The following is a 21,207-nucleotide window of genomic DNA, read 5'->3' on the forward strand; positions in this document are numbered from 1 at the left end:
GTCGGCCGTCCTTGTCCCGGGCGAGGGCTTTCAGGGACGCTTCGAACGCGGTGTTCCGGTGAGTGTGGCGGCTGTCGTCGTCACCCTCGGAGGACGATCACAACGAAGGTGATGTTGCCCCGGTTTCACGGACTCGGGGGTGAGGAGATCAGCTTCGGCGGGTGGGTGTCGGTTTCGAACTGTACCGGGGTCATGTAGTCCAGGGCTGAGTGTCGTCGGCGCTGGTTGTAGAACCCTTCGATGACCCTGTTGCCCAATTCGGCTATGCCACGAGTTCGAGAGCCGGCAGGTGTGAGGTTCGGGTGGATGCAAGTGGGGTCCCTATCCACCACGCGTCGAGTCGGATCAGGTTGACGGCTGCGGCTGTGAGGACATGCGCGAGATGGGTCTTGGCGAGGCCGATATATCGGGTCTTGCGGGTGCCGGCGGCGGCGACGGCGACGGTCTGGTGGATGGTGGACTCCACTCCTGCCCGGGCCGCGTAGCGTGTTCTCCAGTCGGCGGTGTCCTGCTCGGCCCGCGCACGTTGGAGCAGGGCGTCTTGATCCCGCGGGCGGACGGTCAGCTGCCGGCCGTACAGTTCGGAGCGAGTGCACTTGTCGCGTGCGGGACAGGGCGCGCAGGTGGTGGCGAGGAAGCGGATGCGGATCGCGGGCCGCCTGTTGTGGTCCGATCCTTCGGTCCAGTAGCGGCTGACGGCACCGTTCGGGCAGGTGGCCCGCTTGGTGTCCCAGTCGATGGTGAAGGAGTCCTTGTCGTAGCCCTCCGCGCGGACAAACTGGCGGGTCCTGTTGCCGCGCACCGGCCCGACGATGGTGACGCCGTGTGTGACGGGCGCGGTCATCAGGAGTTCGGCGGAGGTGTAGCCGGCGTCGAGGAGGTGCTCGCGCGGCATCGGATCCTTGTCGGACAGGCGGTCGTGGACGGTATCGACGACTTTTGCGTCGTTGACGGTGGCGTCGGTGGTGACGACGTGCGTGATCAGGTGCGGTTGTTCGGTGTCCTCCGGGCCGGCGAAGCACTCGCTGACGTGGACCTTGTAGCCGATCCAGGTGAGTTCGCCCTTGCGCGAGTAACGGACGTGGGGGTCGTAGGGCAAGGCGATCAGGGATCCGCCCGGCGGAAGATCGTCCCTTCCCCGCCAGGCCACGTCCTCGGTCCCGTCGGTCACAACCCGGGTGAACTGCTGCAACCAGAGCGTTCGCAGCGTCGACACGGCGGGCATCTCCCGCAGCCAACCGGGCGCCCCCTCCGCGAGGACGGCTTCGAGCAGCCGATACCCGTCGGAAGCCATCTGCCTTGCCAACGCCTCGCGTTCCCGTTCCGCGGCCGGTAGGCGGTAAGCGTCGATCCGTGCTCCGTACCGTCGCCGCCAGGCCGGATCGATCCACCGCCCGAGCCACTGCGGTGCGGCGACCGCCGGCGCTTCCAGGGCCGCGCGAAGCGCCTCTCCGACGAGTTCGAGCCGGTTGAGACAGCGAACCGCCGCCAGTACATGGGTGGAGTCGGTTCGCTGACGGCCGCCGGAGGAGACCAGGCCAAGCTGCACGAGCCGTTCGAGGAGCAGGTCCAGGATCCTCTCCTCCAGGCCGTGCCCCAGTAGGCGGCTACGGAAGCCGGTCAGTACGGTGAAGTCGAAACCCGGGTGGGACAGTTCGAGACCGAGTACCTCCTCGGATCAATCGAACCGAATTCCTCGTGATTCGCGCGGGAATCCTTCCTGAAACCCACCCTGCCCAAGCGCTGCTGTCGAGTCATTGGCATTGCGCGCCCTCCGCTTGGCATTGCGCGCCCTCTGCCGGCGCGAGATGCGCCGGTGCGGATCGCTCCGGGATGAGCCGGCGGTCGGGAGAGGGACCCTGCCGCCGAGACGGCCCAACTGGCCCGCGTGCCGGCCATTGGGGACGACGGCACCGTGTCACCAGTCGATCGTGCCGCCGCGACCGTTCGGGCTGCCGGGCCGGTAGTGGTTCGCCGGATCCGGGAGCGGATAGTGGACGCCGTCGGGGCGAGATGGTCCCGGTGGCACGGTCCGTTTCCACCCGGGCCGAGCCGGAGCCGCCGAACTTCGTCGTGCGCGGGCTCGCTGTCGGGGAGGGGCACCTCGATCCTTGTCGTCCATGGTTGCCGGGTGCCGGGCGGTCAGGCGGTGGTGACGACGATCTTGCCGAAGGCGCCGCGTTCGAGGTGGGCGAGCGCGGACGGGAGATCGGACAGGGCGTACTCGGCTGCAATCGCGGGGCGCGGGAGGAAATGGTCGGCCGCGTGGACCAGGTCCTCCAGGGATCGCCGGTGCCCGACCTGGATGCCGTCGATGCGCAGCTTCTTGCGGGCCAGGTGGGCGACATGGCCGGAGATTTCGTAGCCCTGAAGGATGCCGATGAGGGAAATGCGGCCGCCGACCGCCGCCGCCTCGATCGAGCGGGAGAGGTGGTGGCCGCCGAAGGTCTCCAGGATGTGGTCGGCTCCGTGGTCTCGGGTGAGTGCGTAGACGGTCTCGACCCAGTCCTCGGTGAGCCGGTTGATCCCGTGGGCGGCGCCCAGGTCCCTGGCGCGGGCGAGCTTGGCGTCGTCGCCGGAGACGACGATGACCTCGGCCCCGTGGGCCGTGGCGATCTGTAGGCCGAAGAGTGCGACGCCGCCGGTCCCCTGCACCACCACGGTCTCGCCGGCGTGTACCCGGCCCCGCTCGATCAGGGCGGTCCAGGCCGACAGACCGGCCATGGGGAGCGTGCTCGCCTCGATGTCGCCGAGGTTGTGTGGTGCCCGTACCGCCCAGTCCTGGTCGAGTGCCACGTACTCGGCCAAGACGCCGGGGTGGTGGCCGCTGCCCAGGGCTTCCGGACCGCCGATCCGGGCATTGCCGGGGCCCGGACCCTCGATCCAGCCGGGCAGGCAGGTGGAGATCACGCGGTCGCCCGGCGCGAAGCGATCCACGTCCGTTCCCGCGCCGACGACCTCGCCGGCCATGTCGGATCCCGGCACGAACGGGCCGGCGTCGGGGAAGACCATGGTCAGCCCCTCCTCGATGGCGATCCTGTCCCGGTAGTTGAGTGAGACGGCCGAGACCTTGACCAGGATCTCGCCGGGGCCCGGCTCGGGGATCGGGGCGTCGGTGAGTTCCAGGTTGGCGCGACCGACCGTGTTCATCGTCCATTGCTTCATGGTGCGCAACCCTCGCCCTTGCGAAGATCGGCCTCCAGACCATGGCGTGGATGGTCACCGGCTGCCTGGCACTGCCAGGGTCAGGCGGCCGGGCGAACGCGCGGGCACCATGGGACGCATGGAAACCGGTACCACGCTCGGCGAGTTCCTGCGGACGCGGCGCGGCAGGCTCAGCCCGGAGGACTTGGGGATCGCCTCCTACGGAGCACGTCGTGTCCCCGGGCTTCGCCGTGAGGAACTGGCCCGGCTCGCGGGAGTGAGCGTCACGTACTACACACGGCTGGAACAGGGCCAGAGCCACCGGGCGTCGGAGTCGGTCATCGAGGCGCTCGCCCGCGCGCTGGAGCTGAGCGACGACGAACGCGGCTACCTGCACAACCTTGCCAGACCCCGTCGGGCTCATCGGCGTACGGCGGCGCCCACGACGGCGCGCCACGGCACCCGGCAGCTCATCGGCTCCCTGAACGTGCCCGCCGTCGTCGTCGGGATGCGCACCGAGGTACTGGCGTGGAACCCACTCGGCCACCGGCTCCTGGCCGGTCACCTGGACCCGGACGCGCCGGATCGTACCGACCGACGCCCCAACCTCACCCGGATGTTGTTCCTGGATCCGCACCACCGCGATCTGTACCCGCGCTGGGAAAACTCGGCGTCCTGCGCTGTCGCGTCGCTGCGGCTGGCGGTCGGCCGGCACCGGGACGACATCGAACTGGCCGCCCTCGTCGGTGATCTCGCCATGAAGAGCGAAGAGTTCGCCACGCTGTGGGCCGCCCATCCGGTCGCCGAGCACGCCTCCGGGCCGCGTCACCTGCGACATCCCGAGGTCGGCGAACTCACCGTGGAGCTGGAGACCCTCGTTCTGGCCGACGAGCCCGACCATCGCCTGCTCGTCTACAGCGCTGCGGACGAAAGCCCGTCGCAGGCCGCGCTCCAACTGCTGGGGGCCTGACCCACGGGTGGCACCACGGGGTCCCCGGACCCGGCCGGCAGTGTCGGCAACGTCGGCACGGGATGGCGAGTTCAAGCGGTCAGGTGACGGTTGGCCTCGGGGCTGCCCGGGTACCGGAGGTCCTTCTCCAGTACCCGGGCAGCCCGAGTGGATCTCGGTCAGCGCACGGCGTCGTTGGTGCGGGCGGTCCAGATCGCCAGGGCGGCGAGCAAGGCGAAGGCGCCACCGAGCCAGAGCACGCCTTGGAGCGTGAGCTTGTCGACGATGATGCCGCCGGTCAGCGCGCCGAAGCCGATGGACAGGTTGAACACCGCCACCCATAGCGAGGAGGCGGCTTCGACAGCCTGCGGAGCGGCCTTGATCATCCAGGTCTGGAGGCCCACGGACACACCGCCGAAGGCCAGGCCCCAGACGATCAGCACAATGGCGCCGCCGATCGCGGTCCGGCCGAGTAGCGGGAAGAGGGGCATCGCGGCGGTCATGGCCACGGCGATGGTCAGCACGCTGCGGTGCACGCGGCGGGAGAGCGCCGCACCGGCAAGGAAGTTGCCGATCATGCCGGCCGCGCCGAATCCGAACAGCAGCGGACCGACGTAGCGTTCGTCGATCCCCGACAGTTTCTGCAGCGCCGGGCTCACGAAGGTGTATGCGGCGAAGTGTCCGAACACGAGGAGCGCCGTCGCGATGATGCCGACGCGCACGCCCGGATTGCGGAGTTGCTCCATGAGTAGCTTGGGCCGGATGGCCTGGGAGGCGACCAGCCTCGGCAGTACCGCCAACAGGGCGATCAAGGTCACGAGGGCCAGGGCGCTGAGCGAGGAGAAGGCGATGCGCCATCCGGTCATGTCACCGATCAGGGTGCCGAGCGGAACGCCGAACACGTTCGCGGCTCCCACGCCGCCGAAAATGACCGCGGTGGCGCGAGGTACGTCGGCGGGGGTGACGAGCCGGACCGCCAGGCCTGCGGCAACGGCCCAGAAACCGCCGACCGCTATGCCGACCAGCACCCGGGAACCCACCAGCACCGCGAAGTTCGGCGCCAAGGCGGAGCCCAGGTTCGCGACGGTCATCAGGGCCATCAGCCCGAGCAGCAGGATGCGTCGGTCCAGCGACCCGACGATCATCGGGACCAGCGGTGCCGCGACCCCGGCGACGACGCTGGGCACCGTCACCATCAGTCCTGCGGTCCCCTCGGAGACCGACAGCGCGGACCCCACTGTGGTGAGCAGGCCGATCGGCAGTTGTTCGGCGGTCACCAGCAGGAAGGTGCCGAGAGTCACCACGCAGACCGCCATCCAGCGACTCCTGTCCGGGGTCGCTGGTTCCTGTGTCCGGGTGGGCGTCTGTTCTGCGTTCGTCAACGGATCCTCCTCCAGCGATTCGGGAGCGATCGCTCCCGAATCGGAGACCCTAATATGGGAGCGAACGCTCCACAAGCTGGGTAAGGTGAACCCATGGCACGCCCTCGACAGTTCGACGAGCAGAACGCGGTCAACTCGGCGACCGAGCTTTTCTGGCGGCGCGGTTACCACGCCACTTCGGTGCGCGACCTGGGCGACGCGCTGAAGCTCACGCCCAGCAGCCTGTACCGGACGTTCACGGACAAGCACACACTCTTTTTGCGCGCACTCGACCACTACCGGGCCACCGAGTCGACGCAGGCCCGCAGGCGTCTGGACGCGAGTGACCGCCCGGTTCGTGAGGTGCTGCGGGAATGGATGTTGTGGCTGGTGACCTGCCCGGCGGACGGTGAGTCCGGTCGCGGCTGCTTCGTGGTCAACACCGCGTCCGAACTCGGCACCACGGACGCCCAGGTCCAGGAGCGGACCGAGGCCGCGTTCGCGGTCACCCGGCAAGCCCTGCGTGCGGTGCTGACCGAGGGGCGGGAGCGAGGCGAACTGTCCACCGATCTCGACATCGAGGGGGCCGTGGAATTGCTGTTCACGACAGTTCTCGGCCTGCGAGTCCGGGAACGCGCCGGCCACGATCCGGAGCGCCTGGCCACCACGATCGATCTCGCGATCCGAACCCTGGGGACCACACCCGCGCAACCCGCCTGACGACAGCCGGAGATGCGAGGACAGGTTCGAAGCGTTGATCACCTCCGGTGCATCACCTCCCGGTGAGCCGCGGAGACCCGACAAACCAGCGGTGGGGGCGCCCGGAGCCACTGCTGCCGCCGATACCGCCGATGGCACGCCCGCCCAGGGAGGGCCGCCAGGTGTTCAACGCGATCCGGCGGCGGTCCAGGACCGGCTCGCCGTGGCGCGACATCCCCGAGCGGTACGGACCATGGCGGTGACGCAGCCCAGCGCCGGGTCGAGCGTGTCGGTGTCCCGTTCGTCCAGCCAGTCTTGGGTCCATCCGGCCTGCCGGGAGACGAACGCCCCCTTGGACGCGGCCCGCCAACGGCCGGCGGGTGTGCCGCCGGGCAGGTCTGCGGCCTCGTGCCGGGTGACGTTCTCGTCGATGTCGTAACCCGTAGTGGGAATGGCGCGTCCACTCCGCGTGCTTGCCGACCCGGCCGCCGCGTCCGGCACACCGAGCCGTCGAAGCCGGAAGGCCCGGACAAGCGAGCAGAACTCCGATCCGGGACACGACATGCGGGCCGCGCCGTGGTGGTCGGGGGTGCGCGGCCGAGAAGATGCGGTCCGCCTGGCCGGGTGCCGCGAGCCTTCTGGAAAACGCTTCGCGTCGTCTCGCGGACCCCTCCTCTCCAAGAGCGCGGAAATCCGTGGACGAGCCTGCGGGAGATCTCGTACGGTGGGACTTCACGCCCCGAGATGGACGGAAGGAGGCGAGTGCCGTGCGGTTCGCAACGTTCCAGCGCTCCCTGTTCCGCTGTCCCGGCGTGGTTCGCCAGTTCTGACCGGGAGCGCTCCAAGCAGCCTGTATCCCGGAGGAATCCATGACCGATCCGGTCATCCGCGCGCTCTCCGCGAGCGACGCTCATCTCTTCGACGTACTCCCCGACCCCCTGGGCGCCCGTGAAGCCCATCGACGTACCCGGTTCCGCCCCGACTGGAAGCGCGTCGCGCTGCGCGGCGGCGAAGTCGTCGCCCGCGGCGCATGGTGGGGCGGCCCCGAAGACTCGGAGCCCGTCAACATCAACTGGTTCGACGTGGCCGAGGGCGAGGAGGAAGCCGGGGCCGAACTCCTGCGCTCCGCTCCCTGGCAGGTCGAACTCGAGATCAACCTGCCCGGCAGCTGGCGGGAAGAGGACGACCTTCGCGCCGGCGCCGAGACGCGCTTCGCCGCCGCACGAGCGGCAGGGTACGAACTCCTGGTGGAACGCTTCCTGTACCGATGGACCCCGGACCTGGGTCTGCCCGAGAGGCCCGGACGCCTGCGCTTCGGCGCCGAGCCCGACGACACCGTGTTCTTCGACGCGTTGCGCCTCATCCACTCCGCCACCCTGGACGCCCACGCGCTCAGGGCCATCGAGGAGGGTGGCCTCGACCAGGCGGCCCGGGAGGAACTCGACTTCTTCCACTGGTGCCCCTCCCCACGGGAGTGGTGGCAGACCGCACACACGCCGGAGGGCAATCTGGCCGGCATCCACATCCCGGCCCACAACCCCTCCGGCCCGACCATCGGCTTCATCGGAGTCGTCCCGCAACAGCGCGGTCACGGCTACGCCTACGACCTCCTCGCGGAGTGCACCCACTTCCTCGTCGAGCAGGGCGCGGAGTTCGTCAGCGGAGCCACGGACTGCGGTAACTTTCCCATGGCGGCGAACTTCGCCAGGGCCGGCTTCCCTGTCGTCAGGGAACGCGTCAACTTCCACCCGCCGGGCCGATCGGCCTGAAAGTTGTCGCGGCAGGCTGGTCGCGACAGGCTGGTCGGGGCGTGATGAGCGCGGTGTAGGGGGATGTTCACCGTGTCCCGGCGGTGTTGTGAAACGTGGCGGCGACCCGGGTGGCGTGGTGGAGGGCGTCGCCTTTGACGCAGCGGCCACAGGCCCGGTCCGTGTCCGTACCTCGCCCCGAAGCGAAGAGCTCCGGGGCGAGGACGGACCAAGGCGTCGTCGAGCCGGGCCGTGCCGACGGCGGACGCCATCGCCGGGGATGGGAGCGGTCGTCCGTCTCGGACCTTGGGGGTCGGCCGGCCATGCGGGTATGCCGGGTGGTCTCTCGTGCCGGGCGTCGCGCTTTGGCGGCGACAACCCGCCTTCCGCGACCCGCGGGCTCAGGAGGTCGGTCCGGTGAGGTGATGGGCCAGATCCGGAACCAACGGGGGGTGTACGGCGGCGGCGCCGACAACGCGGAACTCGGTGATCGTGGCGGGACATCCGTCGCCGACGAGGCGTGCCACCGCGGCGAGACGGTGGTTGCCGTCCAGGACGAGGATACGATCGGACGCGACGGCCCAGGTCGCGAGCGTGAGGTGGATGGAGCCGCTGATCGCCCGGGTGGAGTACCAGGTCTCGACCGCGGTGATGCGCGCATCGCGTGCGGGCTCCACAAGTGTGCGGTCGTGGGCCGCCTGTTCGTGTCGGATCGGGTGGGCGCCGGGCGCGTCGTGGTCGACTTCCGCCCGTGACGGGGACGCGGGGTCGTGGTACCAGGGCGAGCGGTAAGGGGCCAGGGCGGCGAGGTCGCAGGGCTCGATCGCCGTCTGCACGCGCTCGATCCGTACCCCACCGTCGTGGGCGCCGACGAGGCCGGCGAGTCGATCCCAGTCGAGCCGGACACGGATCCGATCCCGACCGCGCGTGTAGTGGTGGCGAAACGCGTCGAAGGGCACCCGAGTGCCGGTGAACGCGGCGAGGCGGCGGGCCGCGGGGGCGATCGTGGCGGTCCGGTGCGCGCGCACGATCGCGGATCGGCGCGCGGCCGCCTGCGCGGCTTCGGCCAGACGCGTCACGACGTCGCGGAAGCGGTCCCATTCGTCCGCGGTCCATGTGGCGTGGAGATCCAATGAGGTGGCGAGGCGGCGCTCGATCTCGTCGAGGACGGCGCCGACAGTTTCCAAGTACTCGGTCTGCATGGTGCTCCGGGCCAACGGCAGCAGGGCCATGCCCGCGCGGGCGTCGTAGCAGGCCCGCACGATCTCGCCCGAGGACGAGCGGCTGTGCAGATGCGGAACCTGCGCGGACAACACCGCGACCTTCTCGACCAGTTCGAGGTCGGCCAGTGCCTCCTGAATCAGGCTCTGGCGGCGGGCGAGCAAAATGCCGACGGTGACGGTGACCAAGGCCCCGAGCACCACGCTCGACGCCCAGTCCGCGAGACTCCATGCCTGACCGCGCCAGGCGAGGACCGCGTCGAGCGCCGCCGCCACGACAGGGACGATCGCGAGCGGCCAGTAACTGCTCACGAAAGAACGCACGTTCGACACGCATCCCCCTCGGCCCCCGCCCCGCACGCGTGCGTTCAAGAATCGCAAACGAAGGCGCCCCGGGGAAGCCGTTCGACCTCCCTACCCTGCCTCGGGTCATGTTCCCTCGACAAGGCCCGGCCGTACAGGTTCCGCCGCCCCGAGACCGCCGGCAGGACCGCCGTTGTGTCCGAACCCGCCTCCCGCACGATCACGGGCCAACCCGAGGCGCGATCCCCGCCTGTACCGCGTGCGGTCGCGTGCGCCGGCGACACCACTCACGGACCGCCGGCCCGACGCGGGACCTGGGGGTGCGGTGCCTCGGCCGCCCGCCGGGTGAACGGGACGACGGCTTCCGGATAAATGGCCGCGACAGCAGTACCGCCCCACGCCCCAGGCCGAGGTGGAGCCGTACGCGTTCGCCGGCGAGCGCCATGGAGGCGGCCCGGCCCGGCCGGGGCGGAAGGGCGGGTCGAGCGGGGCCTGGGTGCACGCGAGTGGCATGGAGGTGGCACGGCCCGGTGGTAGGGGCCGGCGTCCCGTCCATCCGGTCAAGGGGGCGTGGCGACCCCCCTGAACGAACAGACGCCGGACAAGGGAGGTGCGCGCAGGATGCCGGCGTACGCGGGAGGGGCCCGCGCGACTGGAGGCCGACCGTGGAATTCGAGTTCGAGGACCATCCGTTGCGGGCGCGGGTGCTGTCGATGCTGGGCGCGGTCCGGGTCGCGGACACCGCGCGGCTGCATCTCGCGTTGACACCGAATCTGGCCTCGCCGGCGTACGTGCGGCGGGTGGTGACGCAGCTGCTCGACGCCGGCCTGGTGGGCCGGGTGCGCCGGGGTCGAGCGTGGGTGTGGCACCGGACCGAGACCGGCCGGCGCGCCCTGGTCGAGGCCGGGGCACCCGAGCGGCGGCACGCCGCCACCGGCGAGGCGGCGCTGCGCAGCGGACTCGCCGCGCATGCGCTCATCGTGACGGCCACCGCGATCGAGTTCGCCGACATCCCTCCCTGGTGTGTACCAGCACCGGGAGAGACGGCCCTCCCCCTCGCTTCCCCATCCCGGTGGCCCCGGCCGGGGGGTGCGCGGCGAGGAGGGCCGGGAGCAGCGGCGCGCCGGGGAGTTACGGCGCCGTGTGCGGGTCGAGTCGGGTACCGGCGGCGGGGAGCGCGGTCATGTCCTGGGGTGCAGGGTGTGGACGCGGATGCCGGCGGCCTCGGCGACGGCGAAGCGGGTGCCGTCGGGGGCGAAGGCGAAGCGCAGGATGGTGTCGGGGTCGTGGGCCAGGCGGTCGGCGAGCGGGCGGCCGGTGGCCGGGTCCCACAGGCGCACGCCGCCGTGGACGCTGCTGGTCGCCAGGAGTGTGCCGTCGGGGGAGAAACGCATGAGCCGGACGTCGCCGGTGTGGCCGTCGAGCGGGCGGCCGCTGCGGTCGCGCAGGCTGTAGGGGTCGAACAGGTGCACGGCGCCGCCCGAGGCCACGGCGAGCGTCGTTGCGTCCGGGGACAGTTCCACCGCCTCGACCCGGCCGGGGACCCGGAAGGGTTTGCCGATCACGCGCAGGGAGGCCGGGTCCCACAGGTCCACGCCGGAGACTTCCGAGACGGTCACGATCAGGTCGCCGTCCGGCGCCACGATCACGTGTGAGATCTGCTCCGGCCGCGAGGGCGGATAGCTGTCGCGCGGATTCGGCACATCGTGTGCGTACGGGCTCCGGGCCTCCCCGAGCGCGTGCCCGCGGTACACGAACAGGGTGCTGCCGATCGCGAACGCCCGACAGGTCCGGTCCGACGAGTACGCGATCGGGGTGAGCGTGTCGCCGGGCTGCACGATCGCGGTGCAGGTGATCGTCTCATAGTCCCGCTCGTCGACCCAGGGGCTGCGGATCTCCACCCTCCCGTTCCCGTCGGGCAGCGTCACCCACACGGCGATGGAGCCGTCCCGGTCGACCTGGACGTACCCGCGCTCGCCGACCTGGCGCTGCGCCGCTGCGCGCCGGTCGGTCCAGGAGGTGTCCGCGAGCCGGTCGCCGGTCTCCAGGTCCACCACGGCCTCCTCCCCCTTCGCCGTGCCGACGTACACCCGCAAGGGGTCCCGTCCGAAGATCGCGATCCACGCCGGGGGGCCGGCGAAGCCCGCGAGCAGGTGGCTGCCTCCCAGCTGGCCGCCGTCGTGCGGGGCGTCGGTACGGCGGGCGTTGCGGGCCTGGGCGGCACGGGTGCGCGCCTGTTGCCAGAGCCTGGCCCGCTCCGGCGGGACCCGGCACGCGGACAGCAGTTCGTCCAACGGGCCGGCCTGGGGGATCGCACCGGCACGCCAGTTCGCGATGCTGTTCTCCGCGATGCCCGCGGCCCTCGCCAACGCGGCCGCCGATCCCGCCCGCCGCACCGCCCGGTCCAGCAGCGCCCCCAACGCCGCGGTGAAATCCTCCGGCGTACCCACGTCCTCCAGGTCCTCCACAGCGCGCCCCTCCCCCGATGTTGCGCCGCAACTTGCGCCCCAACCCGCTTCCTGAGCCTAGAACCGCACCCGCGCCCCCACCTGCGAATCCCCCAACCTGCCCGGGTGCGGCGCGACTTCGCGCAGGATGCACGGAACTGCGGCGGCGCCCGCCTATCAAGGAAGGACCGGAGGCACCCGCCACCGGAAACACGACCCGCACCCCGGGGGACGCCATGACCTTCACCCGACTGCTCCTCGAACAGGCCACCGTCGGCCTTGCGGCCGGTCTGCCCTCCGCACTCGCCGCCGCCTTCGCCCCCTCGGCCCTCCGCCGCCTCCGCAACCGCCGACACACCCGGCGAGGCGACCAGGCCGAGTGACCCGTCGTAGGAGAAACCGACAGTCGGCGCCGGTCGAGCCGAACTCGACCGGCGCAGCGACCGCGTGATGCGCGCCGCGCTGAACGTGCCGGCGGTGCGCGACGGGGCGCCGGTCGTCAACGTCTGCCGCTTCGACACGCTGCGCGAACACGGACCCGACGCCACGATCCGGACGAACTCCGCCGAACTCCAGCACCGGGGCACCAACCGGTAGCCGCGAGGGTGGGCCTGTGGGTGACCATGACCAGGAGCAGGCGGGCGAAGTTGTCCGGCGAACGGATCGCGGAGTTGGACGTGTTGGGCATGCGCTGGACATGACGAATGTGTGGCTCGTGTCGGATCCGTGTGTGATCCGAAGGGCTGATCCGCCATCGACCGTGTCCGGGCCGGGACTTGGGGCGGTGGGGGTGTCCGGATGCGGGTTCGGATCAGCCGAAGGGGGCGACGACCTGAACGACGGTGACGACCACGACGTTTACAGCATGGCCGTCAGTGCTGCGGGATATTGGTAGACCCCGTCCACGGCGCTCATTTCCGTCGCACCCCTGCCCTGGGCCTTCTTGATCATGTCGGCCACCGGGGCGAAGCTCGCTGCGGAGATCTGCCGGGATCGGACGGTGATCCTGTCCGTGAGGGTTCCCGCCAGACCGGGACCGGTAATCGTCCCGGTGAAGCGGGTAGCTCCAACAGGAGGACTCCCCAGGTCAAAAATGACGATGAAATCTCCGCCGGTGATGCGTCGCATCACCGTCTCGCGTTCCAGCCAGGAGGTCCACCCGGGGCCGATCGGGATCGTCAGACGGTCCGAGAACTTCTCTTCTCGCCGCCATTCCTGGCCGTAGGAGGCGGTGACGGATACGTCAACCACCGAGAACAGGGACGCCTCCACCGTCGTGGAGACGGAGAAGTTCTTGGTGGTCCCCACAGTGACCTCCCCGCCGATCTCCCGTGAAATCGTCTCGGGGGTGTCGTTGAACACGGCCGGCCCCACGGAGATCGGTGCCGCATAGTCGAACGACTGGCGCTCCGAACGGGCGATGATGTCGTTCGGACGATCCCGCAGGTTCAAGCCGAATGATTCGGCGAACCTCGGGTCGGAAAGGTCGAGCGCGCGCTGTTCGTACAGCCGGGCCGGGTCAATGCCCCTGGTGCGCAGCCAATGGTCGACCTGGGTGTTGTCCGCTTGCTGTTCGAGAAGCGTCATCGAGATCTCCCTCGAATCCGGGCAGGCCCCGGACGTTGCCGCAGGCACGGTCGGGCCAAGCATGTTCACGATGGGCCGTCGCACGGCGCCTGTTCGCGGGAACCTGCCTTGAACTCGTTCTGCAGTTGGCCGAACATCCTCCCCCATGCCGGCGGGCGTCACGTGCCGAGGCGTGCCGGCACACGACCGCTGTCCTGACGGACCTTCCCGCCGCCTGCCGCAGCGGACTCGTCCACCACCGCGCCCGGACCTCTACCACCATCCCCGCCCGGCACCACCACGAGAACACGGTTCAAGAACTGCCCGATGCGCTGCGGCTCCGGCTGGTCGGTCGGGTCGGGTGTGCGCGACCGAGCGTTCCACCGCTCTCCGGCCGGCGCCCGCTCCACCAGGCCCACGGCGCGCTCCGTCGCCGCGGCGTGGGATCCCTCGTACTCGTACATCCTCAGCACCCCGTCGATCGCGTGGACGGGGATGGCGTCGCGCAGGCCCAGGCGGGCGGTGCCGTAGCCGTCGCGGGCGGCGGCGAGCGCGGCCTGGACGTGTCGGCGGGCCATGCGGGCCAGGATCACGGGGTACTTCCGCAGCACGTCGTGGTTGCGGTACCCGGGTCGACACAGGTCGAGCAGCCACGCGACGGCGGTGTCCTCCCATCCCGGGTCGCCGGGCGGACGCGCGCCCCGAGGCCATCCGGGCGGCGGTGGGGCCGGTCGGGCGTGGGTGCGTCGCCACTGTCGTCCATATGCCGATTATGGGTGTACATCCGGCATGGCTTCGTGGGCGCCGGCGGGCGGCGTGCCTCGGCCCGCGCCGACCGATGCGCGGCTCATGTTGCGAATCGGTCCGGCGGCGTCGGGATCGTGGGATCGGGTCACGCTCGCACGCGCGGTGTCGGGGTGGATTCGGCTCGGGTGGTGGGGTCGAGGGACATGTATGCGTCCAGGAGGGTTTCGAGTTCGGCGTCGGGCCAGGGGCGGGTGTCGGCCCAGGTGGGGCGCCGGCGGCCGGTGGCGATGTCCTCGTACAGGTCGGTGACCGTGACGTCGGTTCCGATGTCTCGGGTGCCGGCGGGCGAGGCTCCGGTCCAGGCCCAGCGGATCGCCGCGGCGAGGCTGTACCGCTCCGCGGCGTCGGTGAGTTCGATGTGGGTCTCGGGCGGGGTGTCGAGGATCAGTCGGGCGATCTCGGGGGCGGTGGGCTGGTGCATGCCGCCGCGGTAGGGCACGGTCGGGGGCAGGTCGGCGTGTTGGGCGAGGTCGTGGTCGATGAACGCGATGTTCGTCTCGTCGTCGGCGATGAGGATGTTCGTGGGTTGGATGTCGCCGTGGTGCCATCCGGCGGCGTGCAGGGCGTGGAGGGCGTCGAACGCGTGGTGGGTGATCGCGCGCAGGCGCGGTCCGGTGTCCGGGGTGGCGCGGCCCTCGCGGGTGGGCAGGCACCACATCCACAGGGTGGTTCCGGCGCGCCACGGGAGCGCGGTCCACACCCCGTCGCCGACGCGTCCGCGGGCGCCGGTCGCCGGGTGGAGGCCCTGGGCGTGCAGGAGGTCGACGGCGCGGACCTCGTGGAGGAGGTTGGCGACGGGGACGGCTTCGGTGGCGGCTTTGATCTTCCAGTCGCCGACGCGCCAGGCGAGGGTGTGATGCTCGGTCAGCGGCTCGGGAGTGTCGGTGAGGTCGAGGGCTTCGATCGCGGCGGCGAGCAACGGGTTCATGTCCCCATCCTGGCGCGCGGCGGCGGGGTGTCGGTGTCGTTTCGCCCGGCGCGGCCGTGGAGCAGCAGGTCGGCGATCGCCTGTGCGATCGGCTGGTCGGCGAGGGCCTGGACGAACCCGAACTCGCCGTTGGGGTTGGTCTCCAGGTACCACCAGCCCTGCGCGGTGACGACGAAGTCGAGCGCGACGTAGACGAGTCCCAGGTCGCGCACGTGCGCAACGCACGCGTCGGCGACGGCGGCGGGCACGACGAGCGGTGCGTGGTGGCAGCCACCGCGGGGTGACGTGCGCCAGTCGAGGGCCCGATCGTCGGTGGTGATCCGGGCGCCGAACACAGCCCGGTCGACCACGGTCACCCGGGCATCGAAGACGCGGTCCTCGACCAGGGCCTGGAGGTAGTGGACGGTGCCCGCGACGCGATCCAAGTCATCGTCGGGTCTCACCCGGGTGGTCGGCACCAGGGGGAGGTCGCGCTGGGTCAGCGCCTTGACCACGACCCGGTCGTGGTGATCGCGAATGAACGCGCGGGCGCCGGCGGAGACGCTGGTGAACAAGGTGTCCGGCACGGCAAGTCCCCTGTGGTGGGCGGAGGCGAGCTGCGCCGGCTTGAGCGCGGCCGATGCCGCGGCAAGCGGGTCGTTGCACCACACCTTCAGCCGGTGCGCCTTCAGGATTCCGAGGAGCGCGGTGGTGTTCTCGTGGGCGCGCCACCGGTCGACGGAAGCGGCGATCGTCTCGGGTCGGGTGGGCTTGCGCCAGTACACCGCGCACGTGCGGTCCATCGGGACGATGCGGTCGCCGTGGCGCAGGACGCCGTGCCAACGGCCCGCCTGGAACCGCCCGTCGATCTCGAGGTCGTCGCGCAGCCGTCCCGGGTCCAGGCGCACGACGGCGGCGCGACCGCCGAGCCGGTCCACCACCAGGTCGGCGGTGAGATCGTGCTCGGCGGCCACGACCACGACCGAGGGCCGGTCAGTCATCCGTCTTGATGCCCTTCGGCTCCTGGGTGCCGGTGTAGTCGGCGACCAGCGACGGGTCGGCGGCGTGGATCAGCAAAACCCCGTCCGCGGTCACGTTCGCGGCGAGGTCGGGGTCGAAATGGTGCTCGGGCAGCGGCCGTACCGCGCCGGTGGGAGCCGTGAGCGCGCGGTCGAGGATCAACGGTCGAGCCATACGAGGGTTCTCCTGTCCGTGTCCGTGCCGGGTCGGGCCCGTCGGGCCGATGCCGCGGCGCCCCGAACCCACGGTCCACCCGCACGCGGCGGGCCAGGGAGGTCAAACCGGCGGACACTTCACGGACATCACGCGGACATCGCCTCGCCCGGCCGCGAAGACGGTGACGGCCGATCGGGTGCGGTCCTACCGTGGAGGTCGGGTTCGCCGCAGCCGCACGGGAGCGCCCATGGGCAGCACCACCGCGACCACACCGGGCACCGAACGGGTCCCGAACACGCGCCTGCGCCGCGAGGCCGGCGCGCGCGGATGGTCCTCGGCCCGGGAGTTCGCCGCCGGTCTGGACGCCGAGGCGCGGCGCCTGGAGCTGGGGTCGTGTTCGACGAACGCACCGTGCGGCGCTGGTTGTCGGGACACAGCCGCTGCCCCCAACGCGCCCACCGCCTGGCGCTGGAACGGATCCTCGGACTCTCGGGCGCCCAACTCGGGTTCGTCTCGCCCATGTGCGCCGACACGACGGCGTTCCCCGGGCATGCGGCAGAGCCCGCGAATGTCTTCGGCGTGCGGGACGGCGCGGATATCGTGGCGGTGTCGCCGGCGGCGGGAGGCTCGGACGTGGAACGGCGGGAATTCCTTGCCGCGACAGGCGCGGTCCTGGGGCTGCTGTCCCTGTCGGACGCGCCCTCCGCATCCGCGGCGCCGCTCGCGCGCACCGGCACGGTCCGCGTCGGCGCGGGCGACGTCGTTCGGGTGCGGGCCATGACCACGGCGCTGGGCAACGCGGCGGCCGAACTCGGCGGGGGTGTCGCGCGCACCGCAGCCGCGCGGTACCTGACCGACGAGGCGTCACCGCTGCTGGATGGCACCTACACCGACACCACCGGCCGCGAACTCCACGCGGCGGTCGGGGAACTCGCGCACCTGATCGCGTGGATGGCCCAGGACGAGGGCGCCTCCGGCCTCGCGCAACGGTACTTCGCGCGCGCCCACCGGCTCGGCGACCTCGGAGCGGATCGCGAACTCGCCTCGACCGCGCTGCGCGGCATGGCGGTGCAGGCGATCGACGCCGGGCACCGCGCCACCGCCGTGCGCCTCGCCGAGGAGTGCGTACGACACGCGCAACCGCTCGCCGACCCCCGCGCACACGCCTACTACGAGACGACCCTGGCACAGGCCGCAGCCCTCGACCAGGACCGCGCCACAATCGTGAGCGGTTCGTCGGACGGATTCCGGGGCCCGCTGGGAATTGCTCGCCGTGCTCGTGGTGGTGCTGCTTCCGGCGATCTTTCCGGGGAGTCTCCGCACGGGGCTCTCGCCGATCGTCTTCGGTGCTTTGCCTGTTCTTCGTCCACGGCCGACAAGTGAGTGGTCTGATCAGGCAGGGCGTGATCGACATCGTGCTCGACGACGAGGGGTTCACGCGTGATCGACCCGGTGTGGGCACGACGAGCATGCGTTGGTCGGCCACGCGGGATGTGCGGCGGCAGTTCGGCGTCCGTGCCGGGCCGCGCGTTCCGCAACTCCTCGTGGACCCGCGCCAGTCGAACCGCAGCACGTACTCGCGAGGAGCCACCCCCACGTACTCGCGAAACAGGCCCCGTATGCGCGCACCGGTGTGCCCCGGGGGTACGAGTCGATGCGGCGTCAGGAACCGGGTGACCGTGACCGGGTGGCCCCGGAGCCGGGCAGGGTAGCCGCTTGCCGCCACCATGGAGGTCCGGCCGTGACCGGGCAGCCGGCGATCCGTGCCCCTTCGGATCGGTCGAAGCCGACATCGACCACCTCGAGTCGGCATCCGGGGCGGCCGGTGTCGTCAAGACCGTACTGTCGATGCGTACGGGGATCATTCCGCGCCGACCCTGGGCACCTCGCGGCCGGCGGCGGTCTTGCCCCCTGCCGGGGCGGGCGGGCAAGCTGGAGGCGTTCTGCGCGATGGGTGATGGGATCGTTCGATCCGGTGTCTTCCCAGGGGTGGTCGTGGAGGCGTTGCAGTGGGTGGCGCGCGTGTTCGGGGTGATCATGGCCTGCGGTTGGGTCATCTACGCGGGGTCGACGGCGGCGCTGGTGTGGGTGTGCGCGTGTGGGCGTCGCGGCCGGGCAACGGTCGTGGAGGGCCCCTGGTCGGAGGGTGGGGGTGCCGACTGCGATCCGGAATACTACGTGCGCGTCGAGTTCGATCCGGGTGACGGCTCGGGATCACGAGTGCTGCGGCGGCAGTTGGCGTCGAAATCGCAGAGCCGGGAGCTGGCACGCGGTACCGTCGTACCGATCGCGTTCCGGCCGACCAACCCGGAAGGTGCCTGCCTGTTCCCCGACACGAGGCCCTTCCGCGAGATAGCCAACCTGGCGGTCACCGGCGTTTCGGTTGCCGCGTTCCTCATCGGGGGGTTCATCGGCATCGGGTAGGGCACGGGCCCGAGTCGAGATCGACGGGTGCCTCGGCCGACGCCGCCGGGCCGTTGCCCACCGATACAACTACCGATGCCGAATCCGACGATGTCCGGCGCCCACCTTTACCGGTCGGGAACCGCCGCCGCCAGGGCATGCGTGCCGGTGGTCGGGTGGGCGAGGAAGTCGGGTGGCAGCGTGCGTTCCCGGCCCACGGTGCGCCGGCGCAGTTCGATCGGTCCGGTGCCGAACGCGCCGACGGAGGGGTTCGGGTCCGGGAGCATCGCGACGTGTCTTGTTGTTTAACCCATTCTTCGAGGTTTGGTCCCTTTGTTATGGTGGCTGGGTCGGGTGTATGGCTCGCCGGTTTTGACGATGCGCCCGACGTCGTGGCGGGGTGCCGGTCTGTGGTTCCTCGAGCCTGGCGGTCGTCCGGGACCAGGGGTGGAGGGTTTGGGCGCGCCGGCCGGACGTGCTGTCTTCGAGCGGAGGTTCCTGAACCCTCTGCGGACTCGGGCCGGGGTCAGCCGGTTTGGTTCGGCAGGTCTCTCCCAGGGGCGGCGCAGGTCGTCGGTGAGCGGCCGGGCGAGGAACAGTTGCGCGTAGGCGGCGATCACGATCCACGTCCAGCGATCGGCGGATTCGGGGTCGCGGATCTTGGGTGCGGTCCATCCGAGGGTCTGCTTGAACAGGCGGAACGTGTGCTCGATGTCGAATCTTCGCAGGAACGATTGCCAACAGCGGTCGACGTCGGCTTCGGTGGCGTCGGTCTTGGACCACCAGAGCCAGACGGGCTTGGGGTCGCCGCCGGTGGGCAGGTGGTCGACCTGAAGCCGGATGACCGTTCCGGAGATCATCGGCAGTTCGCCGTCGAACCCTTCCCAGGCACTGCGGCGGGTCAGCCGGGGGTGGAGCCGGTCCCACGCGGTCGCGTTCGCGGTGCCATAGCGGGTGGTCTCGGTGGTCGTCGCGGCCTGCGGCTCGCCCCAAGTGCCCGGTTGTCCGAAAACGAACTCGTCGCCGTGCTTGGGTGGTCGGCCGCCCTTGGGGTCGTAGACGCGCAGGCGTCGACCGGCGCATGACGCGGTCCGAGCGCATCCGGCCGAGGACCTCGACCGGCAGGTCCGCGAGGAGGAAGGCGATGCGGGGGACGTCGTAGCCGGCGTCGAGCACGACGAGCGTGTCGGGGTCCCCGAGGTTGTACTGCCCGGCGGCGATCAGGCGTTCGACGACCGCGCGGAGTTGGACGGCGGTGGTGGCCGCGACGTCCTCGCCCGGCGTGAGTCGGATCGCGTCCAGAACCACGGTCCACGAGCTGCGGCCCGGCTCCAGTGCCGCGACGATCGAGTACGGCCAACCGGGCACCATCTGGTGCTTGCCCTCGCCCCGCCCGAAGGTGTGGCAGAAGGAGCGGTCCGGACTGGTGTCCGCGTCCGGCCGCAGCCACGGCGAGACGTCGACCGCGAGCACGATCCGCCCGTCCGCTGTCCTCGGCAGGGGCAGCCCGGCCAGGGCGTCCCTCAGTCGGTCGGTGTCGATCCGGCCGCGGTTGACCGCGTCGTAGAGCGCTCCGTGGCCGCGGCGGTGTTCCGGCGCGAGCGACAGTCCGACGAGTGATTTCACCGGCCCGTCCGCGCACAGCACCGCATCCGCCAGCTCGAACAGTGCATCACCGCGGCGGGTCGGGCAGGCGTGGAACTCGACCCGGAAGCGTGACAGTTCCGCGAACGCCTCGTCCCGTTCCGGACCGTACGGCAGACTCGTCACCACGGTCTTCGCCCCGATCGTTCCGTGCCTCCTGGTCGAAGCACAGGATCGGGCGAAGGCCGCCGACATCACCGGTGATCAGCGAAAGCCCGGACACACGGGCGTCAGGCTGCTACCGAACCAAGCCCAAGCTTGAAGGACAAGCTCAGGCCACTTGGTATTTGACAACGGTGTTACCACATTCGCGGCTGCGGTGCCGGAGAGTCGCCGGCGGAAGAGCTCCACACCCACCGTGACTCCTCGCCACTACCGACCATGGACACCCGAAGCCCCGTCGGCAGCAACATGGGACGCGCCTCGGACATCACCTGCCGTATCGGTCAAACGACAAGACCAGAGGTCGTCCCGGCCGGTGGGGTGTTGTGAGCCACGATGAGCTGAGCCATCAGGTGCATCCCATGCCAGAGGTGGGGGCTGTCGTCCTCGGTGAGCTCGGGCAGGATCTCTTCGAGTTGGCCGAGGATGAGCCTCACGGTCCCCATACCCCGCTCGTGAAGCGAACCACCGCTGGAGACCCACGTATACGTGCAGCCCCCCAGCCTGGTTTCGAGCGACACGAAGTCGACGCCCGCCACTTCAAGGGTGCTCAACCGCAGGGGCGGGAGCCGACGCATCTCGTTGTAGTGGTCCTCCCGCAACCGCGCCATCACGGCTACAGGGTCCTCGGCAGTATCCATGCCCCCATGGTTGCAGAGCCACCAACGCAA

General features: G+C 70.7%; 21 protein-coding genes and 2 pseudogenes. 9 read left to right on the forward strand and 14 right to left on the reverse strand.

Annotation, left to right across the window (positions count from 1 at the left end):
* Nucleotides 1-262: 262 nt before the first annotated feature.
* On the reverse strand, nt 263-1,294 hold the full coding sequence (locus ACH4XV_RS41995) for a transposase (RefSeq protein ID WP_395798784.1): 1,032 nt from the start codon (nt 1,292-1,294) through the stop codon (nt 263-265).
* Between the two features lie 848 nt (nt 1,295-2,142).
* Complete coding sequence (locus ACH4XV_RS42000) at nt 2,143-3,165, reverse strand: NAD(P)-dependent alcohol dehydrogenase (protein WP_395798786.1); 1,023 nt, start codon at nt 3,163-3,165, stop codon at nt 2,143-2,145.
* Nucleotides 3,166-3,283: 118 nt separating this feature from the next.
* Between ACH4XV_RS42000 and ACH4XV_RS42005 the strand changes: the two genes are divergently transcribed.
* On the forward strand, nt 3,284-4,114 hold the full coding sequence (locus tag ACH4XV_RS42005; protein WP_395798788.1) for a helix-turn-helix transcriptional regulator: 831 nt from the start codon (nt 3,284-3,286) through the stop codon (nt 4,112-4,114).
* Between the two features lie 158 nt (nt 4,115-4,272).
* Here the strand turns inward: ACH4XV_RS42005 and ACH4XV_RS42010 are convergent, their stop codons facing one another.
* Nucleotides 4,273-5,550, reverse strand: coding sequence for an MFS transporter (locus tag ACH4XV_RS42010; RefSeq protein WP_395798790.1), 1,278 nt, complete (start codon nt 5,548-5,550; stop codon nt 4,273-4,275).
* 18 nt (nt 5,551-5,568) lie between these two features.
* Here ACH4XV_RS42010 and ACH4XV_RS42015 point away from each other — a divergent pair, with 18 nt between their 5' ends.
* The 3 genes from ACH4XV_RS42015 (at nt 5,569) to ACH4XV_RS42025 (ending at nt 7,922) form a co-directional block, all read left to right on the forward strand.
* Nucleotides 5,569-6,174 (forward strand): TetR/AcrR family transcriptional regulator, encoded by a 606-nt coding sequence (locus ACH4XV_RS42015; protein WP_395798792.1) that lies wholly within the window; start codon nt 5,569-5,571, stop codon nt 6,172-6,174.
* Nucleotides 6,175-6,305: 131 nt separating this feature from the next.
* Nucleotides 6,306-6,416 (forward strand): transposase, encoded by a 111-nt coding sequence (locus tag ACH4XV_RS42020; RefSeq protein WP_395798794.1) that lies wholly within the window; start codon nt 6,306-6,308, stop codon nt 6,414-6,416.
* A gap of 606 nt (nt 6,417-7,022) precedes the next feature.
* Entirely contained in the window at nt 7,023-7,922 is a 900-nt protein-coding gene (locus ACH4XV_RS42025) for a GNAT family N-acetyltransferase (protein WP_395798796.1), read from the forward strand.
* Nucleotides 7,923-8,302: 380 nt separating this feature from the next.
* Here ACH4XV_RS42025 and ACH4XV_RS42030 read toward each other — a convergent pair whose 3' ends face one another.
* Nucleotides 8,303-9,445, reverse strand: coding sequence for a hypothetical protein (locus tag ACH4XV_RS42030; RefSeq protein ID WP_395798798.1), 1,143 nt, complete (start codon nt 9,443-9,445; stop codon nt 8,303-8,305).
* Between the two features lie 1,160 nt (nt 9,446-10,605).
* Entirely contained in the window at nt 10,606-11,892 is a 1,287-nt protein-coding gene (locus ACH4XV_RS42035; protein WP_395798800.1) for a WD40 repeat domain-containing protein, read from the reverse strand.
* Nucleotides 11,893-12,107: 215 nt separating this feature from the next.
* On the opposite strand from ACH4XV_RS42035, the gene ACH4XV_RS42040 reads away from it, so the two are divergent.
* Nucleotides 12,108-12,254, forward strand: a complete 147-nt coding sequence (locus tag ACH4XV_RS42040) for a hypothetical protein (protein ID WP_395798802.1) — start codon at nt 12,108-12,110, stop codon at nt 12,252-12,254.
* Between the two features lie 67 nt (nt 12,255-12,321).
* Nucleotides 12,322-12,468: a hypothetical protein gene (locus ACH4XV_RS42045; protein WP_395798804.1), complete on the forward strand. Its 147-nt coding sequence runs from the start codon at nt 12,322-12,324 to the stop codon at nt 12,466-12,468.
* 261 nt (nt 12,469-12,729) lie between these two features.
* On the opposite strand, the gene ACH4XV_RS42050 is transcribed toward ACH4XV_RS42045, so the two are convergent.
* The 5 genes from ACH4XV_RS42050 to ACH4XV_RS42070 all read right to left on the reverse strand — a co-directional run bounded on the left by ACH4XV_RS42050 (nt 12,730) and on the right by ACH4XV_RS42070 (nt 16,345).
* Complete coding sequence (locus ACH4XV_RS42050; RefSeq protein WP_395798805.1) at nt 12,730-13,458, reverse strand: hypothetical protein; 729 nt, start codon at nt 13,456-13,458, stop codon at nt 12,730-12,732.
* Nucleotides 13,459-13,616: 158 nt separating this feature from the next.
* A complete protein-coding gene (locus ACH4XV_RS42055; protein WP_395798807.1) occupies nt 13,617-14,048 on the reverse strand; it encodes a hypothetical protein in 432 nt (143 codons plus the stop codon).
* Nucleotides 14,049-14,329: 281 nt separating this feature from the next.
* Entirely contained in the window at nt 14,330-15,172 is an 843-nt protein-coding gene (locus ACH4XV_RS42060; RefSeq protein WP_395798809.1) for a hypothetical protein, read from the reverse strand.
* Nucleotides 15,169-16,152 (reverse strand): hypothetical protein, encoded by a 984-nt coding sequence (locus tag ACH4XV_RS42065; RefSeq protein ID WP_395798810.1) that lies wholly within the window; start codon nt 16,150-16,152, stop codon nt 15,169-15,171. Before ACH4XV_RS42065 ends, ACH4XV_RS42060 begins: the two co-directional genes overlap by 4 nt.
* A complete protein-coding gene (locus ACH4XV_RS42070) occupies nt 16,145-16,345 on the reverse strand; it encodes a hypothetical protein (RefSeq protein WP_395798812.1) in 201 nt (66 codons plus the stop codon). The genes ACH4XV_RS42065 and ACH4XV_RS42070 overlap by 8 nt, the downstream gene beginning before the upstream one ends.
* Nucleotides 16,346-16,720: 375 nt before the next feature.
* On the opposite strand from ACH4XV_RS42070, the gene ACH4XV_RS42075 reads away from it, so the two are divergent.
* From ACH4XV_RS42075 to ACH4XV_RS42085, 3 genes and pseudogenes are all read left to right on the forward strand, one after another.
* Nucleotides 16,721-17,710, forward strand: coding sequence for a hypothetical protein (locus ACH4XV_RS42075; RefSeq protein ID WP_395798813.1), 990 nt, complete (start codon nt 16,721-16,723; stop codon nt 17,708-17,710).
* Nucleotides 17,711-18,043: 333 nt separating this feature from the next.
* A pseudogene (locus ACH4XV_RS42080) lies at nt 18,044-18,187 on the forward strand (hypothetical protein); the annotation flags it as partial.
* 135 nt (nt 18,188-18,322) lie between these two features.
* Nucleotides 18,323-18,751, forward strand: coding sequence for a DUF3592 domain-containing protein (locus ACH4XV_RS42085; RefSeq protein ID WP_395798877.1), 429 nt, complete (start codon nt 18,323-18,325; stop codon nt 18,749-18,751).
* A gap of 107 nt (nt 18,752-18,858) precedes the next feature.
* Here ACH4XV_RS42085 and ACH4XV_RS42090 read toward each other — a convergent pair whose 3' ends face one another.
* From ACH4XV_RS42090 to ACH4XV_RS42105, 4 genes and pseudogenes are all read right to left on the reverse strand, one after another.
* Nucleotides 18,859-19,017 (reverse strand): hypothetical protein, encoded by a 159-nt coding sequence (locus tag ACH4XV_RS42090; protein WP_395798815.1) that lies wholly within the window; start codon nt 19,015-19,017, stop codon nt 18,859-18,861.
* A gap of 18 nt (nt 19,018-19,035) precedes the next feature.
* Nucleotides 19,036-19,590: a hypothetical protein gene (locus ACH4XV_RS42095; RefSeq protein ID WP_395798879.1), complete on the reverse strand. Its 555-nt coding sequence runs from the start codon at nt 19,588-19,590 to the stop codon at nt 19,036-19,038.
* A 160-nt stretch (nt 19,591-19,750) separates the two neighbouring features.
* A pseudogene (locus ACH4XV_RS42100) lies at nt 19,751-20,569 on the reverse strand (transposase); the annotation flags it as partial.
* A 251-nt stretch (nt 20,570-20,820) separates the two neighbouring features.
* Nucleotides 20,821-21,177, reverse strand: coding sequence for a hypothetical protein (locus ACH4XV_RS42105; RefSeq protein WP_395798817.1), 357 nt, complete (start codon nt 21,175-21,177; stop codon nt 20,821-20,823).
* Nucleotides 21,178-21,207: the final 30 nt, after the last annotated feature.

The organism is Embleya sp. NPDC020630 (assembly GCF_044334985.1).
Lineage (GTDB): Bacteria > Actinomycetota > Actinomycetes > Streptomycetales > Streptomycetaceae > Embleya.